Annotated in this window: 16 protein-coding genes; 11 read left to right on the forward strand and 5 right to left on the reverse strand. The window is 64.3% G+C overall.

Annotated features, from left to right (window positions below; translation table 11 throughout):
• The first annotated feature begins 5 nt into the window (after nucleotides 1–5).
• Nucleotides 6–1,412 carry a DUF6056 family protein gene (locus CVM73_RS21570; protein ID WP_245452393.1) on the forward strand — a complete coding sequence of 469 codons (1,407 nt, stop codon included), beginning with the start codon at nucleotides 6–8 and terminating at the stop codon, nucleotides 1,410–1,412.
• 28 nt (nucleotides 1,413–1,440) lie between these two features.
• Nucleotides 1,441–2,403, forward strand: coding sequence for a glycosyltransferase family 2 protein (locus tag CVM73_RS21575; protein ID WP_100233881.1), 963 nt, complete (start codon nucleotides 1,441–1,443; stop codon nucleotides 2,401–2,403).
• Between the two features lie 13 nt (nucleotides 2,404–2,416).
• Here CVM73_RS21575 and CVM73_RS21580 read toward each other — a convergent pair whose 3' ends face one another.
• From CVM73_RS21580 to CVM73_RS21590, 3 genes are read right to left on the reverse strand one after another with little or no spacing between them, the layout of a single operon-like run.
• Nucleotides 2,417–3,340 carry a transketolase family protein gene (locus CVM73_RS21580; RefSeq protein ID WP_100233882.1) on the reverse strand — a complete coding sequence of 308 codons (924 nt, stop codon included), beginning with the start codon at nucleotides 3,338–3,340 and terminating at the stop codon, nucleotides 2,417–2,419.
• The gene (locus CVM73_RS21585; RefSeq protein ID WP_100233883.1) at nucleotides 3,337–4,155 is read right to left on the reverse strand and encodes a transketolase; all 819 of its coding nucleotides are present in this window, start codon (nucleotides 4,153–4,155) and stop codon (nucleotides 3,337–3,339) included. Before CVM73_RS21585 ends, CVM73_RS21580 begins: the two co-directional genes overlap by 4 nt.
• A complete protein-coding gene (locus CVM73_RS21590) occupies nucleotides 4,133–5,038 on the reverse strand; it encodes an NAD-dependent epimerase/dehydratase family protein (RefSeq protein WP_245452394.1) in 906 nt (301 codons plus the stop codon). Before CVM73_RS21590 ends, CVM73_RS21585 begins: the two co-directional genes overlap by 23 nt.
• A gap of 181 nt (nucleotides 5,039–5,219) precedes the next feature.
• Between CVM73_RS21590 and CVM73_RS21595 the strand changes: the two genes are divergently transcribed.
• Together CVM73_RS21595 and CVM73_RS21600 are read left to right on the forward strand one after the other, a co-directional pair.
• Nucleotides 5,220–6,173: a sulfotransferase family protein gene (locus tag CVM73_RS21595; protein WP_100233885.1), complete on the forward strand. Its 954-nt coding sequence runs from the start codon at nucleotides 5,220–5,222 to the stop codon at nucleotides 6,171–6,173.
• Nucleotides 6,163–7,053 carry a phosphotransferase gene (locus CVM73_RS21600; RefSeq protein WP_100233886.1) on the forward strand — a complete coding sequence of 297 codons (891 nt, stop codon included), beginning with the start codon at nucleotides 6,163–6,165 and terminating at the stop codon, nucleotides 7,051–7,053. Before CVM73_RS21595 ends, CVM73_RS21600 begins: the two co-directional genes overlap by 11 nt.
• On the opposite strand, the gene rfbG is transcribed toward CVM73_RS21600, so the two are convergent.
• Both rfbG and rfbF read right to left on the reverse strand, forming a co-directional pair.
• The gene (rfbG, locus tag CVM73_RS21605; RefSeq protein ID WP_100233930.1) at nucleotides 7,054–8,118 is read right to left on the reverse strand and encodes a CDP-glucose 4,6-dehydratase; all 1,065 of its coding nucleotides are present in this window, start codon (nucleotides 8,116–8,118) and stop codon (nucleotides 7,054–7,056) included. It lies immediately after the preceding gene.
• Nucleotides 8,115–8,885: a glucose-1-phosphate cytidylyltransferase gene (gene rfbF / locus CVM73_RS21610; protein WP_100233887.1), complete on the reverse strand. Its 771-nt coding sequence runs from the start codon at nucleotides 8,883–8,885 to the stop codon at nucleotides 8,115–8,117. The genes rfbG and rfbF overlap by 4 nt, the downstream gene beginning before the upstream one ends.
• A 215-nt stretch (nucleotides 8,886–9,100) precedes the next feature.
• Between rfbF and CVM73_RS21615 the strand changes: the two genes are divergently transcribed.
• The 7 genes from CVM73_RS21615 (at nucleotide 9,101) to CVM73_RS21645 (ending at nucleotide 16,251) form a co-directional block, all read left to right on the forward strand.
• Complete coding sequence (locus tag CVM73_RS21615) at nucleotides 9,101–10,063, forward strand: UDP-glucuronic acid decarboxylase family protein (protein WP_100233888.1); 963 nt, start codon at nucleotides 9,101–9,103, stop codon at nucleotides 10,061–10,063.
• A gap of 40 nt (nucleotides 10,064–10,103) precedes the next feature.
• Nucleotides 10,104–11,408: a hypothetical protein gene (locus CVM73_RS21620; RefSeq protein WP_100233889.1), complete on the forward strand. Its 1,305-nt coding sequence runs from the start codon at nucleotides 10,104–10,106 to the stop codon at nucleotides 11,406–11,408.
• A gap of 4 nt (nucleotides 11,409–11,412) precedes the next feature.
• Nucleotides 11,413–12,591, forward strand: a complete 1,179-nt coding sequence (locus CVM73_RS21625) for a CgeB family protein (protein ID WP_100233890.1) — start codon at nucleotides 11,413–11,415, stop codon at nucleotides 12,589–12,591.
• 126 nt (nucleotides 12,592–12,717) lie between these two features.
• Nucleotides 12,718–13,164 carry a cupin domain-containing protein gene (locus CVM73_RS21630; RefSeq protein WP_100233891.1) on the forward strand — a complete coding sequence of 149 codons (447 nt, stop codon included), beginning with the start codon at nucleotides 12,718–12,720 and terminating at the stop codon, nucleotides 13,162–13,164.
• Nucleotides 13,161–14,282 (forward strand): DegT/DnrJ/EryC1/StrS family aminotransferase, encoded by a 1,122-nt coding sequence (locus CVM73_RS21635; RefSeq protein WP_100233892.1) that lies wholly within the window; start codon nucleotides 13,161–13,163, stop codon nucleotides 14,280–14,282. The genes CVM73_RS21630 and CVM73_RS21635 overlap by 4 nt, the downstream gene beginning before the upstream one ends.
• Nucleotides 14,279–15,046 carry a class I SAM-dependent DNA methyltransferase gene (locus CVM73_RS21640; RefSeq protein WP_100233893.1) on the forward strand — a complete coding sequence of 256 codons (768 nt, stop codon included), beginning with the start codon at nucleotides 14,279–14,281 and terminating at the stop codon, nucleotides 15,044–15,046. Before CVM73_RS21635 ends, CVM73_RS21640 begins: the two co-directional genes overlap by 4 nt.
• Nucleotides 15,043–16,251 (forward strand): glycosyltransferase, encoded by a 1,209-nt coding sequence (locus CVM73_RS21645; protein WP_100233894.1) that lies wholly within the window; start codon nucleotides 15,043–15,045, stop codon nucleotides 16,249–16,251. Before CVM73_RS21640 ends, CVM73_RS21645 begins: the two co-directional genes overlap by 4 nt.
• Nucleotides 16,252–16,255: the final 4 nt, after the last annotated feature.

Raw genomic sequence — 16,255 nt, forward strand, 5'->3', positions numbered from 1 at the left:
GGACGTTGTGCAGTCTGTTTCCCGCAGTTTTTCTGCTGTGTCTGTTTGCGCTCACGTCACTGAGTGCGCCCGAACATGACGATTTCTGCTTCGCGTTTCAGTACGCGCGGCACAATTTCCTCCAGACCGTCTCGATCTTCTATCATACGCAGTCAGGGCGGGTCCTGGCGCTGTGGCTGACACAGGTCCCATCGGCCCTCTCCACGGCGGCAGGTATCAGCCTTCTGTCGGCCTACTCACTGACCATGGCCGTGAGCGCAGGACTGTTCCTGGTCGGCGTGGCCCTCGCCACGATCCGTGCATGGCCCCGCACGGGCGCTCTTCAACTGACTTTCCTCACGCTCGCATTCGCAGGCACCGTGCTTGGTGCGGCGCCGAGCGTAAGGGACCTGCTCTATTGGCTGTCGGCCGTGACCTGTTACCTTCCGCCGGCCTTGGTTACCATTCTGATCCTCGGGGAGTGCATTCGGGCGATCGATCAGCAAACCAACTTTTCATGGCTGCTCAGTCTCGCAATGGCTCTGGGTGGATTCGCCGCTGCGCTATGCAACGAGTTCACCGGCGCCTGGCTCGTGCTGATCCTCCTGGCGTCATTGAGCGCGCGCTATCTTTACGGTCAGAAGCTCCAAATCGCACACCATGTCCTGATCGCAACAGCCATCGTCATCGGATGGCTCATCGTCGTCTCGGCCGACGGCAACAACGCGCGCATGACACAGCTCCCGAACGGCGGGCGTGTGGTCTGGTCGCTCTATGAAGGGGTTCTCGATGCGCTCGTCGGACTCGGGCGGTTCGCTCGAGAGCCCGCCACTATACTCTGGCTCGCTACGGCCGGCCTCTTTGCATTGGTCGAGGCTGACGCGACGTCCCCGACGCCGCAAAAACGCAAGCTGTTGGCTCTTGGCACGATCGCGATCAGCCTGGCGTGCTGCTATTTCGAATATTTCACTCATCGATATGCGACGGGGATGCGGCTCATCGAACGAGCACAGAACCAGGCGTTGATCCTGCTGCTGTTCGGATCGACGCTGGGTGTCAGGCTGCTCGTCAGCGCCTACCGCCCGCAGCTACGCGAGCGTCTTGCGGCGGGCATGTGTCGCGGCCTGCTGGATCCGGTCGGGATGCCCGCGAGCCTGACGCTCCTCACGGTCGCCTCGCTCTTTCTGAGTTCGACGGCGTTCGAGCTGCGCTCGCAGTGGCAAGACTTGTACCCGTACTGGCGGGAGAGTGCCGAACGGCACCGCCTCCTGACAACGAGCCCCGAACCGATCATCTACATTCCGCGACACAAATGGACGCCGTCCTTGCTGATGACCGCGGATGTGACGGCTGATGCCGAACGATTGCCGAACGACTGCATCGCCGCATATTACCATAAGTCCGCCGTCTACGCCGCCGACACACCGCGGTAGCCACTTGCCTTGCCCGAGAGAGACTAACGTGAAAACAATCAGCGTCATCACGCCCTGCTACAATGAAGAGCTGAACGTCAAGGATTGCTATGATGCGATCCGGCAGATCTTCGAGGGCGAGCTCAAGGGCTATCGGCGCGAGCACATCTTCTGCGACAACGCCTCCGACGACCGCACCGTGGAGATCCTGCGCAAGATTGCGGCGCATGATCCCGCGGTCAAGGTAATCATCAATGCGCGCAATTTCGGGCCGCTGCGCAACACCTACAACGGGGTGATGGCGAGCAGCGGTGACGCAGTTCTCCTGTTCATGCCGGCTGATCTCCAGGATCCACCCGAACTGCTTCCCCAATTCGTCCAGTTGTGGGAGGCCGGAAACGAGATCGTGTACGGAATACGCGCCGTTCGGGAAGAGAGCCGCCTGATGCGTGGGCTCCGCAACGCCTACTACCGCGTGCTGACCAGATTCTCCGAGCTCAAGGTCCCCCCGGGAGTCGGAGACTTCCAACTCGTCGATCGGCGCATTGTCGAAGCCATGCGTCACGTCCGTGACGCCTATCCGTTCATGCGAATGATGACGTTCGAATGCGGCGGGCGCATGGTCGGCGTGCCCTACACCTGGCGCGAGCGTAAGAAGGGATTTTCGAAGAACCGCGCCAGCGCGCTCATCGATCAGGGTCTCAACGGACTCGTGTCCTTTACCACGGCGCCGGTACGCTTCGGCCTGTTCGCGGGCTTTCTGATCTCGGCCGCGAGCATTGCCTACGCAATCCTCAACTTCATCATCGGTCTGGTGCTCTATCAGAAGCTCGCCGAGCCAGGCATCCTCACGCTGATCGTCGCCATGTTCTTCTTCGGCGGCGTGCAGCTGTTCTTCATGGGCATGATCGGCGAGTACGTCCTCGCGATCTACGGGCAGGTGCGGGAGAGGCCCGTGGTGTTCGAGCGCGAGCGCGTCAATTTCGACCCCTCTCCGCCATCCGGGGCGTGACGCGCAGACGGCGTCAGCGCTTCGCCAGTGATTGCTCGATCCGCGCGACGATCGCTGGAACCGAGAGGCCCGCGGCATCGAGCAGCGCCTCGCGCGATCCCGCATGCGAGGTCTTGCCGCCCTGCTCGGGAATGCCGATGCCCGCAATCGGCGGCCGGACTGCATCGCCGGCAAACACGCCCGCCACCAGGCCGAACAGGCCGCCGCGCAAAATGTGCTCTTCGAGCGTCACGATGAGCGAGGCGTCACGCACGGCGTCGCGGATCGCGGCCTCGTCGAGCGGTTTCAGGCAGGAGGCGCTGACCACACCGACGTCTCTGCCGCGCCCGGCGAGCTCGCCGGCGGCCTCCAGCGCGCGCGAGGCGATCGGTCCGGACGCGAGGATGACAATCTCCCGGCCCTCGCGCAGCACGCGCGGCTTGCGCGGGTCGGTCACGGCGGCGCCGAGGTTCGGCTCCCCTGCCCGGCTGAGCCGCAAGTACGACGGTTTGCCGCTTGCTGCGATCAGACGTGTCGCGGCGCGCACCTCCATGGGATCACAAGGCACGAACACCTCGATGCCCGGCAGCATCGACATGATGCCTGCGTCCTCCAGCGCGTGGTGGGTGTAGCCCTGGCTGCCATAAGCATAGCCGGCGCCCACCGCCACGACCTTGACGTCGGCACCGTGGTAGCAGACGTCGTTGCGAAGTTGCTCGAGGCAGCGCAAGGTCGGAAAGTTGCCGATCGAATAGATGAAGACCGTCTTGCCCGACAGCGCGATGCCGGCGGCGATCCCCGCCATGTTCTGCTCGGCCACGCCGACATTGAGGTATCGTTCGGGAAATTTCGCCGCGAACGGCTCCAGCACGGAGTAGCCGAGATCGCCGCAGAGCAGCCAGATGTCGGGATTCGCGCTTGCGGCTTGCGACAGGCTCTCGATGAACGTCGTCCTCATGCGCCGACCTCGGCCAGCGCCTGCGCGAGCAGCTCATCCGAAGGCGAGCGGTAGTGCCATTCGAGCTTGTTCTCCATAAAGCTCACGCCCTTGCCCTTCACGGTGTGGGCGATCACGACGGTCGGCCGGCCCGATGGTGCCGGCACGGCGCCCAGCACACGCTCGAGCGCGGCGAGGTCGTGACCGTCGATCTCCTCGACCTGCCAGCCGAACGATCGCCATTTCTCGGCGAAGGGATCGAGGTTGAGCACTTCGGCAACCGAGCCAAAACTCTGGATCTTGTTGAAGTCGACGATGACACAGAGGTTGTCGAGCTTGTGATGGGGCGCGAACAGGATGCCCTCCCAATTCGAGCCCTCGTCGCATTCGCCGTCGCTGAGCAGGCAGAACACGCGGCTGCCCGCACCTGCCGTCCGTGCGGCCAGCGCCATGCCGATTGCAATCGGCAGGCCATGGCCGAGCGAACCGGTCGAGACCTCGACGCCGGGCACGGCATGGCTGACATGTCCGGTGAAGATCGCGCCGTCGCGGCAATAGGTGTCGAGCTCGGCCAGGGAAAAGAAGCCGCATTCGGCGAGGGTCGCGTACATGATCGCCGTGGCGTGACCCTTGCTGAGCACAAAGCGATCGCGGCTTGGGCTTTGCGGATCGGCAGGATCGACGCGCAGAACCCGCGTGTACAGCACCGCCAGGATGTCCGCCATCGACAGGCAGCCGCCGATATGGGAAGCCTTCGCGGCATGCACCATGCGCAAGGCGTGCGCACGGATCCGTCGCGCGAATTCTTTCGGCTCAGGAAGATTTGGTCGCGTCATGCCAGTCTACCGTCTCGCGTAGTCCCTCATCCAACGGCACTTCGGGATTCCAGCCCAGGGCGAGCATGCGCGAAACGTCCGCAGCCAGGATCATAACCTGATCGGGCCGATACGCCAACTCGCCGAAGCCGAGCGCGGCGCCGGGGTCGACGAGATCGCGGAGCCGCGTCACCGTCTCACGCAGCGGCGGCGCGTCCGCACTGCCGACGTTGAAGATGCCGCTCGCCGCTTCATGCGTGATCGCCAGGCGGAAAGCGCTCGCAGCATCGCGCGCGTGCAGAAACCCCCAGCGCTGCTCGCAAGCCGTCAGGGCCATGTATTGGCCGGAGCGCAAGTTCCGGATCATGCTCGGGATCAGCCAGTGGTCGGCATCCTTCGGGCCGTAAGTCGAGAAGATCCTGAGCCAAGCGGCGCGCAGCCCGCGCTCTTGGCACAGGCGCATCGCCATCGATCCGGCCGCGAGCTTGGCCATGCCGTACAACGTCGTCGGCCGCGGCGCGTCGTCCTCCCGGATTGCGCGATCGTAGGGTCCGTATTCCGCCTGCGATCCGGCGCCGACGAAGATCCTGGCGCCAGCCTCGGCTGCGAGTTCGGCGAGGCCCACTGTGTCGGCCACATTGACGGCCTGAACCGGGCTGTTGCGCTCGCTACCCGCTACGCCGCGCCAGGCCATGTGCACAACCGCCTCTGGGGCGAAGGCCGTCAGCGCCCTGCGCAGCCCGTCCAGCTGCTCCAGAGCGCCGGGAATCACGTGCAGACGGTCATGCACCTCCCTGAGGCGCCAGGCGGCGCCTGCCGGCCGCAGCAGGACGGCGACCTCGTGCCCCCGCGCCACGAGGTCCGCAACGAGATAGGAGCCCAGAAAGCCGCTCGCGCCGGTCACAAAAATACGCATGCGCCCCCCGGGTAGATCAGCAACCGGGGCCCGTCAATGCTGGGGTGCGGAGGGTTCGCCGGGGCCAGGAGCCGCGCTCCAGGCCCATGGGACCGATCCGACTTGATTATCCGGCCCACGCCGCTAAACGGGGGCCAGGATTGAAGTTCGACGACACAGGGGTAGATGCATGAGCGATTTCAGGCTGGCTATGGTCTCCGCAGGCTTCGAGCACGGCGGAAACGTCACCCATCGTCACTTCGACGGGCATCCCGACCTGCTCGTCTATCCCTTCGAGTCGCAGCTCGGCAACCGCAACTTCAACGACTTCCTGTCCTCGGTCGAGCGCGTCCAGTACCGCTATCCCGAATTTCCGGAGGGACTGACGGCGGTCGAGCTCTACGAGCAGATGATCGACGAGGAGCTGAAGACCTTCCTGCGCAAGCGCAACGGCTCCAAGTTCCGCGATGCGGACTGCGTGATGGACGAGAAGAAGCGCGTCGCCGAGTTCGCCCGGATCGTCGGTCAGCCGCCAATCTTCCGCCGCCAGGTGATCGAGGCCTTCTTTCGTGCGACCTTCGCGGCCTGGGAGAACTACTACACCAAGCCGCGCCCGGGCATGGTCCATGTCGGCTACTCGCCCGCCATCGGGATCGATGCAGACCGCATGGTGCGCGATTTCCCTGACATCCGCATCCTGCACATCGTGCGCAATCCGTTCTCGGCCTATCGCGACACCAAGCGCCGCCCTTTCCCGCAGCCGCTGACGAAATATCTGATCACCTGGAACATCTATCACTCCACCGTCGAGATGTTCGCCAGGATGTATCCGGACAACGTGCGCATCTTCCGCTACGAGGATCTCGTCGCCGACAAGCGCAAGTTCATGACCGAGGCAGCCGAATTCATCGGCGTGCCCTTCGCCGACACCATGCTCTATCCGAGCTGGAACGGCGTCGAGATCAAGGACTCCATCGCGCCCTGGGGAACCGTGCTCAAGAGCACCAAGGACTACAACCAGACCATCATCGGGGAGCTCTCGGACGAGGAGCGCAAGCAAATCGCGCAGGGCACCGCGGCACTCGCCCGTCATTTCGGCTACGATCGGATCGACTATCTGAGCCCACTCTATCGTGCTGAGTAAGATCGCCTTCTTCGAAACCGGCGACCCCCCCGACATCGCCGCCGACCGCGCGCGCCTCCTGCCCGCGCTGCGTCGGCATCTGCAATCCTTCGGCCACAACGTCACCGTCACGCCGGCGCCCGGCGGGACGCTTGGTGCCTGCTACGATGCGAATGTCTCCAGCGAAAAGCGCTTCCTAAAGACCCATCTCCCGGGCCCGAACGCGCTCGCCAGCCTCGCCAAGGAAGCCGACATCCTCCAGCAGCTCTACGGCAGCACCATCGTGCTCGACCGTTTCGAAATCCCGCTCGCGGATGGGACGATGCGGCTCTGCCTGATGATGCCCATGCTCGTACCGCTGGCCGCCCCGATGCCGCCCGCTGATGCCGCCGCGATGGCGGGCGCGTTTAGCGAGCGGCTCAAGGACTGGCGGCCGGGTCACCTTTCCTCGTTTGAGCAGTATCTGGCATCTGCGGAGCAGGCCCTGAAAACGCTGTCGGACCGCGGTCTGCTAGAGCGGACCAGCGCAGCCGAGGTGCGCCGATTGATCGTGCTGCTCGGAGACCGTCTCCCGGACCTGCCCGTAGCGCTCTGCCATGGCGATTTCGGCCCCAAGAACATCATGCTCCAGGGTACCACGCCGCGCGCAATCGATTGGGAAGACGCGTTCCGCGGTATCGCCGGGTACGACTATCTCTACTGGCTGACCTTCATGGAGAACCGGCCGTTCCTGCAAACGGCTGCCTTCGGCCGAACCGGCCTATCGCCGGACGTCGAGCGCGCCATCCTCGTGCTCGTCGTCCTGCTCAAATCCTATCTGGCGGTCTTGTCGGGCGCGCATCTGACGCACGCAGTGTCGGCCAAGGACCGCATCGCCGAGATTCTCGATCTGCCGCGCTGATCAAGCTTGCGCAGTGTCAGCTACCTGGTCGAGCTGATCGAGCGAGAACTTGCGCAGGTCGCGCCCCTCGCGCAGCGCCTTGTACCAGTCGACGGTGAGACGAAGGCCCTCGGCCAGATCGAGCCGCGGCGTCCAGCCGAGTTCGCTCCTTGCCTTCGCGCAGTCGAGCCTGAGATAGGCGGCTTCGTGCGGATGCGGGCCGGCGTCCGCCGTCCACCGCGCGCCGTCACCCCACAGCGCGATCAAATGATCGACCACCGTCCCGACCGGCACCTCGCTGGCGGTATCTGGCCCGAAATTCCAGCCGCCGACGAAACGTTCATCGCTTGCCAGCCGCTCGACCAGCGAGAGATAGCCGAGTACGGGATCGAGCGCGTGCTGCCAGGGCCGCACCGAATTGGGATTGCGGATGCGGAGCGCCTCACCCGCCAGGAACGCCTGCATCGCATCGGGCACCAGGCGGTCGCGCGCCCAGTCGCCGCCACCGAACACGTTGCCGGCACGCGCGGTCGCAACGCGCGCCGCGCCTCTCCCGTTGAAGAAGCTGTGGCGGTAGGAATGCGTGACGAGCTCGGCGCAGGCCTTGCTGTTGCTGTAGGGATCGTCGCCGCCGAGCCGGTCGCCCTCGCCGAAGGCGGAGCCCATGCCGTTGTTCTCATAGCACTTGTCGCTGGTGACGTTCAGGATCACCCGCACCGATCGCAGATGCCGTGCCGCCTCCAGCACATGCACCGTGCCCATCACGTTGGTCGCAAAGGTCTCGACCGGCTCCTCGTAAGAGGGCCGCACCAGCGCTTGCGCCGCCATGTGGATGACGATGTCGGGCTCGGCCTCCGCCATCGCAGCGCGCAAGGTCGGGAGATCGCGAATATCAGCGAGGCGGTGCTTGATGCCTTCGGCGATGCGCGCCGTGACGAACAGCGCGGATTGGTGTGTCGGCGGCAGCGCATAGCCGTAGACGTCAGCTCCGAGACGGCGCAGCAGCAGCGAGGCCCACGCGCCCTTGAAGCCGGTATGACCGGTGAGAAAGACCTTCTTGCCGCGCCAGAATGCGGGATCCGTCACCAGATCCTCCACTTGGCGCGGTTACCCGCCCACTCACCCTCGAGGAAATTGCGATCGCGCAGCGAATCCATCGGATGCCAGAAGCCGGGATGCACATAGGCGCGCAGATCGTCGCCGCGCGCGAGCTGCTCCATCGGCTCGCGCTCCCAGATCGTCTTGTCGCCGGCAATCAGGTCGCCGACCGACGGCGACAGCAGGAAGAAGCCGCCATTGATCCAGCCGCCATCGTCATTCGGCTTCTCCTCGAAATTGACGACCCGGTCGCCCTCGATCGCGACCGCACCGAAGCGCTTGGCCGGGCGCACCACCGAGACGGTGGCGCGGCGCCCATGCGCCTTGTGGAAGGCGATCTCAGCGGCGAGGTCGATGTCGGCGACACCGTCGCCATAGGTCAGCGCAAAAAAAGGCTCGTCCTTGACGTAAGGAAGCACGCGCTTCAGCCGGCCGCCGGTCTGGGTGTCCTCGCCGGTATCCACCAGCGTGACCCGCCATGGTTCGGCGGTCTCGCGATGCACTTCCATGCGGTTCTCGGCGAGGTGAAACGTCACGTCGGACATGTGCAGGAAGTAGTTCGCGAAATACTCCTTGATCATGTAGCCCTTGTAGCCGAGGCAAATCACGAAGTCGTTGAAGCCGTAATGGCTGTAGATCTTCATGATGTGCCAAAGAATGGGGCGCCCGCCGATCTCCACCATCGGCTTCGGCCGCGTGCTGGTTTCCTCCGCGATTCGGGTGCCCAGGCCTCCCGCTAGAATTACGACTTTCATTCACCTGCTCCGAACGGGGCACGCTTCCCGCGTATTTCAGACGGCTTCTATACGAAGTGGCGCGACCTGGAAAATCTTCGAGCCGCAAAGCTTTCGAGGCATATAGGTATCATATTACCCAAATGCAAAGCTATTGGCCTTTCCGCCCGTAGCCGATACCACTCTGCCCGCCGCATCTGGACGAGCCCCTCCCGAGACCCCCGCTGGAACCGATCATGCCGTTTGAAAACTACAGGAACAGCCGCATCCTCGTGACCGGGGGCGCCGGGTTCATTGGATCGCACCTCTGCGAGCGACTGCTCGATGCCGGCGCCGAGGTGGTGTCCGCGGACAATTATTTCACCGGCAGCCGGCGCAACATTGCCCATCTGATTGCAAATCCGCTGTTCGAAGCCGTCCGGCACGACGTCACCTTCCCGCTCTACATCGAGGTCGACGCGATCTTCAACCTGGCCTGCCCGGCCTCGCCGATCCACTACCAGCGCGATCCCGTGCAGACCACCAAGACATCGGTGCACGGCGCCATCAACATGCTGGGGCTGGCCAAGCGGCTCAAGGCGCGCATCTTCCAGGCTTCGACCAGCGAGGTCTATGGCGATCCGCTGATCCATCCGCAGACCGAGGATTACTGGGGCAACGTCAACCCGATCGGCATCCGTTCCTGCTACGACGAGGGCAAGCGCTGCGCCGAGACGCTGTTCTTCGACTATTGGCGCCAGCACGGCCTGCCGATCAAGGTCGCGCGCATCTTCAACACCTACGGCCCGCGCATGCAGCCAAATGACGGTCGCGTGGTGTCGTCCTTCATCGTCCAGGCGCTCAAGGGCGAGCCGATCACGGTGTTCGGCGACGGCGGTCAGACCCGCTCGTTCTGCTATGTCGACGATCTCGTCGAGGCCATCATGCGGTTGATGGTGACTGCGGAAGACATCACCGGCCCGATCAATCTCGGCAACAATTCCGAGTTCACGATTCGCGAGCTCGCCGAGAAGGTCATCAAGCTCACGGGCTCGCGCTCCAAGCTGGAGTTCAAGCCGCTGCCGCAGGACGACCCGCGTCAGCGCCAGCCCGACCTCACCAAGGCGAAGGCGGTGCTGAACTGGGAGCCGAAGGTTGCGCTCGAGGACGGGCTGAAGGAGACGATCGCCTACTTCAAGCACTCGCTCGAAATCGCCTGATCCCGCTCGCAACCTTCCGCGTCCGCAGCGAGCTTCGGCAATGAGCGCACCGCCCGGCATCATCAGCGATTTGCGCGCCTACCTGGACTCGAAGGCCGGGCTGAGGACCATGGTGCTGCTGCACAGCGCGGTCACCTGCCTGTCGCTGATCGAGGTCGCGACCTTCCAGCTCTCCATCGACTTCAACCCGAGGCGGCTGTGGATCGCGGTCATCGTTGCGATCGGCTTCTCCGCCGTCTCGCTGCTGTTCGTCTCTGCCCGCTTCTGCTTCGGCTATTTCGTCGGATTCTACTTCTACACGATGATCCTGGGCTTCCTGTGGATCGACGTTTTCTCCGAGTACAGCTATCCGCATCTGCTCGCCGGGGGTTCGGCGGCGGTGTCGCTGCTGCTGCTCCTGATGCCCGTGCTGTTGATCAGGGCGCCGCTGCGGCCATTGGTGATCCTGTCCAACGACCGCTTCGAGCAGCTGCTCACCTTCATTCTGGCGATCTCTGTGGCCGTCATTGCGGTGGCCGCGACCTACAATTTCAGGCTGGTCTCGATCGCAAACATCTATGACTACCGTGACATCCTCGATTTTCCAGGACCGCTGCGATATCTCATCGGCTGGGTTTCCAGCACGCTGCTGCCGTTCGCCTTCGCCTGCTACTGGCTGCTCGGCTATGACTGGCGCGCCGCCCTGGTCCTAGTCCTGCTGCTGTTGTTCTATCCCATCACGCTGACGAAGTTCGCGTTCTTCACGCCGGCCTGGTTGATCACGCTGGCCGTGCTGTCGCGGCTTCTGGAGGCGAGAGCAGCGGCCATCGTCTCGATTTTCGGCCCGATGCTGATCGGGCTGCTGGTGATCTGGTTGACAGAGGCAAGTCTGAGGAGCATTCCCGGCAGATATTTCGACATCGTCAACATCCGGATGATCGCGACGGCGTCGGGCGCGCTCGACATCTACAATCATTTCTTCGCCAGCCATCCGCTGACCTGGTTCTGCCAGATCTCCGTGCTCAAGCCGCTGATGCATTGCCCTTACGAGGAGCCGCTCGCGGTGGTGATGCAGAACACCTACGACTTCGGCAATTTGAATGCGTCGCTGTTTGCGACGGAGGGTATCGCGTCCGTCGGCCCCTGGCTCGCACCGCTGACCGCGCTCGCGGCTGGGCTCGTGCTGGCACTCGGCAACCGCGCCTCCGCAGGGCTCCCGCCCCGCTTCGTCCTGATGTCATCAGGCGTGCTGCCGCACGTCCTGCTTAACGTGCCGCTCTCGGTCGCCATGCTCACCCATGGCACCGCCATCCTGTTCCTGCTCTGGTACGTGATGCCCCGCAGCCTGTTCGAACGCAAGCCGTGACGCCGTGCGCATCCTGATCCTCAACGCCGACTATCCGCGTTTCCTCTCCTGGCTCTACCGGCGGCGGCCCGGCCTCGAGACCGAGACTTACGCGGCGCAGATGGCGGCACGGAACGCCAGCCTGTTCGGCGTCGCCGATTTCTACTCGCGCAATTTCGCCGGACTCGGGCACGTCGCCGCCGATATCCACGTCAACAATCCCTGGATGCGGGCAGCCTGGGCACGCGAGCACGGCCTTGCCGTCAGCGAACCGCCACCGCCCGGCGCGGCGGCGGCGCGCGATGCCGTTCCCGGCTGGTTGCAACGCGCAGTCGCGCCGTTCAAGCCGGTGCTGCGACCGCTCGCGCGCAAGGTCGGCCTCAGCCCACGCCTCGACGCCGAAGCGGAAGAGATCCTGCTGGCGCAGATCGAGGACTTCAAGCCCGATCTCGTGCTCAACCAGGATCTGTTTCACGTCGACACGCGCCTCGCGCGCCGGATCAAAGGGATCGGCCGCCCGATCCTGATCGGCCAGATCGGCATCTCGCCCTCACGCGGCGAGGACTGGTCGGTCTACGATCTCATGATCTCGCAGATGGCTGCGGTAGTGGACTTCTTCCGTGCCCACGGAGCGCGCAGCGAAGTGGTCCATCTCGCCTTCGAGCCAGGCATCCTCGACGTCCTGCCTCCACCGCCCTCGCAAGAATTCGATGTCACTTTCGTCGGAGCGGTGTCGGCGGATCACCAGCTGCGCGTGGCGCAGCTGGAGGCGGTGGCGCGGCGCTACGATCTCAAACTATTCGGCAGCGGCCTGCAGTCCCTTCCCGCCTCCTCGCCGCTGCACCGCTGTTACCAGGGCGAGGTGTGGGGGGTGGAGATGTATCAGGCGCTTCGCGCCTCGCGCATCACCCTCAACTCGCACATCGACATGGCCGGTCGCGAGGCCGGCAATGCACGTCTGTTCGAAGCAACCGGCGTCGGCGCATTCCTGCTCACCGACTTCAAGGACAATCTCAACACGCTGTTCGCTCCCGACCGTGAGGTCGTCGCGTGGCGCAACGTCGAGGACTCCATCGCAATGATCGGTCGATATCTCACCGACAACGCGGCGCGCCAGTCCATTGCCAAGGCGGGACAGGCGAGGAACTTTGCCGCGCACACTTTCCGCCGGCGTGTCGAGGAGATCCTCGCTCACCTCGGCTGAATTCCCGTCGGCGGGCGCAGCAACCATCATATTCCGCGCGCCCTTGACGGTCCCGGCCAAAATGGCCAAAGTGCGCAGCGGCATAGCTATCTCACTCTAATTGCAGCGATTTTTTCGAGGCTCACGATGCAACACGTCGAACATGTTCGATTCGGCGACCAGCTCTACGCGATCATCGTGCGGGCCTCGTTTCGCGAGCCCGGCATCCACTTCTTTTCGACGCCGGAGCTGTCGCAGCAGCTCGCCTTCATGAGCCATCCGCAAGGCAAGACCATCGAGCCTCATCGCCACAACAAGGTGACGCGGGAGGTGCACTACACCCAGGAGGTCCTCCTGATCCAGAAGGGCAAGCTCCAGGTCGACTTCTACACAGTCGAGGAGAAATATCTCGAGAGCCGCGTGCTCGGTGCCGGCGATATCATCCTGTTGTGCAGCGGTGCCCACGGCTTCCACGTGCTCGAACCGCTCGAAATGTTCGAGGTGAAGCAAGGGCCCTATTCCGGCGAGAACGACAAGACCCGCTTCCCCGAAGCCTCCCCGTCCGAAATCCGGATCAAGGGTCCGGGCCTGTGACCGCACCATTCATTCCCGTCAACACGCCGCTGCTCGACGCCAACGAGGCCGACTACCTCGCCGAATGCATCCGGACCGGGTGGATCTCGTCGGAGGGACCGTTCATCAAGCGCTTCGAGCAGTCAATGGCCGCGGCCGCCGGACGGCGGCACGGCATCGCGGTCACCAACGGCTCGGTCGCGCTCGACATCGCGGTGCATGCGCTCGGACTCGAGACGGGCTCCGAGATCATCATCCCGACCTTCACGATCATCAGTTGCGCCGCCGCCTTGGTGCGGGCGGGCCTCGTGCCGGTCGGGGTCGATTGCGATCCCGCGACCTGGAACATGACGGCGGAGGGCGTGGAAGCCGCGATCACGCCGCGCACGCGCGCGATCATGCTGGTCCACATCTACGGCCTGCCGGTCGATCTCGATCCGATCCTGGCGCTTGCCCGCAAGCACGGTCTGAGGGTGATCGAGGACGCCGCCGAGATGCACGGCCAGACCTATCGCGGCGCGCCTTGCGGCAGCTTCGGCGAGGTCTCGACCTTCAGCTTCTATCCCAACAAGCATGTGACGACCGGTGAAGGCGGCATGATCCTCACCGACGACGACGCGCTCGCCGATCGCCTGCAGTCCTATCGCAATCTCTGCTTCCAGCCGCAGCAACGTTTCGTCCACGAGGAGCTCGGCTGGAACGCGCGCATGACCAACCTGCAGGCTGCGCTTGGCGTCGCCCAGGTCGAGCGCCTGCCGCGCACCGTCGAGATCAAGCGCCGGATCGGCCGGCTCTACGACGAACATCTCGCAGGGCTCAACCTCATCCGCCGCCCGGTCGCCCGCACCTCGTATGCCGACAACATCTATTGGGTCTACGGCGTCGTGCTGAACGAGGACGTGCCGTTCGACGCCAAGGAGGCGATGCGGCGTCTCGGTGAAAAGGGCATCGGGACGCGGCCGTTCTTCTGGTGCATGCACGAGCAGCCGGTGCTGCGCCGGATGGGCCTGATGCTCGACGAAAGCCATCCGAACGCGGAATACATCGCCCGCCGCGGTTTTTACCTGCCGAGCGGGCTTGCCCTGACCGACGACGAGATCGCGCGCTCGGCTGAGGCGCTCAAGGAGATCCTGGCGTGACGGTGTTCGCCGACTACGCGCCCTGGTATGATCTTCTCTATCAGGACAAGGATTACGCGGAGGAGACGGCATTCGTCGAAGCGCGGCTGCGCGATCACGGCGTTGCTCCAGGCAGGCTGCTCGATCTCGGCTGCGGCACCGGCCTGCATGCACTTGCCTTCGCCCGCCGGGGATGGAACGTCGCCGGCATCGATCTCAGCCATGAGATGATCGCGCGCGCCAAAGCACGGGCCGAGCAGGCCGGGCTGTCGATTCCATTCCGGCAGGGCGATGCCCGGGAGGCAGGTCCCGAGCGCGACTTCGACGCGGTGGTGTCGCTGTTCCACGTCGCGAGCTATCAGACCAGCCGCGATGCGCTGGCGGCCATGTTCCGCACGGCCCATGCGGCGCTGAAGCCGGGCGGCGTGTTCTTCTTCGACTATTGGTACGGCGGCGCCGTGCTGGCGCAGGGCGTCGAGACGCGCGTCAAGGTGATCGAGCAGAAGCCGCTGCGCCTCACCCGCATTGCGCAATCCGATCATGACGAACAGGCCGCGACCGTCACCGTGAACTACACGTTGTTCTGCGAGGACATGGACCGCGGCACGATCCGGCGCGTCGACGAAGCGCATCACATGCGCTACTGGTTTCCGTTCGAGATCGACGCCGCGCTTGCCGCGAGCGGCTTCCAGCCCGCAGCTCACGCGGCATGGCTGACGCAGGACGCGCCGAACTCGAAGAGCTGGGCGGCCTATGCAGTCGCCAGAAAGAGCGTCACGCCGTGAGACCACTGCGGCTCGCCGTGATGCTGGAACAAGCACTGGAGGTCGGCGGCGGCTTCCAGCAGCCGCTCAACGACCTGCTCTGGCTGCGCGACTGGGCGGACGGTTCTGGCAACGAGATCGTGGTGTACTCGCCCTATCCGAAGACGTTGGACATCCTGAAGGAGTTCGGCGTCGTGGCCCGCCTCCTCAAATTCGGCCCGCTCGACCACATCTTCCTGTTTCTGAAATATTGCCGGCCGTTCGATCTCGTCCAGATCGCGCTGAAGCTGAAATCGTCGTTCGAGCGCGCGCTGATCCGCGACGGCATCGACGTCGTGCACTTCACCTCGACCTCGAAGCGGCACCTCTTGCTCTACGAGCTGCCCTTCATCATCACGATCTTCGACGGCTGCCATCGCGACGCGCCGGAGTTTCCGGAGGTCAGGACGTTCGGAGAATTCGAGCGCCGAGAGATCCTGTTCGGCCTCGCCAGCACCAAGGCGGCCGTCGTGATCGTCAATGCGCCGGAGCTGGTCGACGACCTCAGCCGCCGTTACGCCATGGAAAGAGCGCGCGCGGTGTGCATCCCGTTCTCGCCCTCCACCTATGTCGGCCAATCCACGTCCGACGCCGCCGACGATGGAGCGGTGCTGGCAAGATACCGGCTCGAGCCCGGCTATCTGTTCTATCCGGCGCAGTTCTGGCCGCACAAGAATCACATGACGCTGCTCGCTGCGCTCGCAAGCTTGCGCGAGCGGGGGATCACGGAGCGGCTGGGGCTGTGCGGATCGGATCGCGGGGGCCGCGACAAGATCGATGCAGCGATCCACAGCTACGGCTTGTCGGATCAGATCTCCATCATCGGCTTCGTCGAGTCCGCCGAACTCGGCGCGCTCTACCGCGGCGCCGCGGCGCTGGTGATGCCGAGCTATTTCGGTCCGACCAATCTTCCACCCTTGGAAGCCTGGGCGGTCGGCACGCCGGTGATCTACCCCGAGGCCTTCAAGGCCCAGGCCGGCGATGCCGCGATCCTGTTCGACTATGACGACCCGCGCTCCCTTGCGGATGCGATCGTCGCCCTCCGTACCGACGGCACGCGCGAACGGCTGCGCGCGGCGGGTCATCTCAGGCTCGCGCAGTTTGCGGCGGAAACCGAAGCCGGTCATCAGCAGTTCGCCCGTCACCTCGAACGGCTGAAGCACCGTCTGGCATTGACGGCGCGTTGAATAG

It is taken from the genome of Bradyrhizobium forestalis (genome assembly GCF_002795245.1).
Classification (GTDB): Bacteria; Pseudomonadota; Alphaproteobacteria; order Rhizobiales; family Xanthobacteraceae; genus Bradyrhizobium; species Bradyrhizobium forestalis.

Bases quoted from the DNA above. Each gene is read 5' to 3' on its own strand.
- CVM73_RS21595 (WP_100233885.1), top strand. From the start codon at position 5,220: ATGAGCGATTTCAGGCTGGCTATGGTCTCCGCAGGCTTCGAGCACGGC.
- CVM73_RS21620 (WP_100233889.1), top strand. From the start codon at position 10,104: ATGAGCGCACCGCCCGGCATCATCAGCGATTTGCGCGCCTACCTGGAC.
- CVM73_RS21585 (WP_100233883.1), bottom strand. From the start codon at position 4,155: ATGACGCGACCAAATCTTCCTGAGCCGAAAGAATTCGCGCGACGGATC.
- CVM73_RS21615 (WP_100233888.1), top strand. From the start codon at position 9,101: ATGCCGTTTGAAAACTACAGGAACAGCCGCATCCTCGTGACCGGGGGC.
- CVM73_RS21580 (WP_100233882.1), bottom strand. From the start codon at position 3,340: ATGAGGACGACGTTCATCGAGAGCCTGTCGCAAGCCGCAAGCGCGAAT.
- CVM73_RS21630 (WP_100233891.1), top strand. From the start codon at position 12,718: ATGCAACACGTCGAACATGTTCGATTCGGCGACCAGCTCTACGCGATC.
- rfbF (WP_100233887.1), bottom strand. From the start codon at position 8,885: ATGAAAGTCGTAATTCTAGCGGGAGGCCTGGGCACCCGAATCGCGGAG.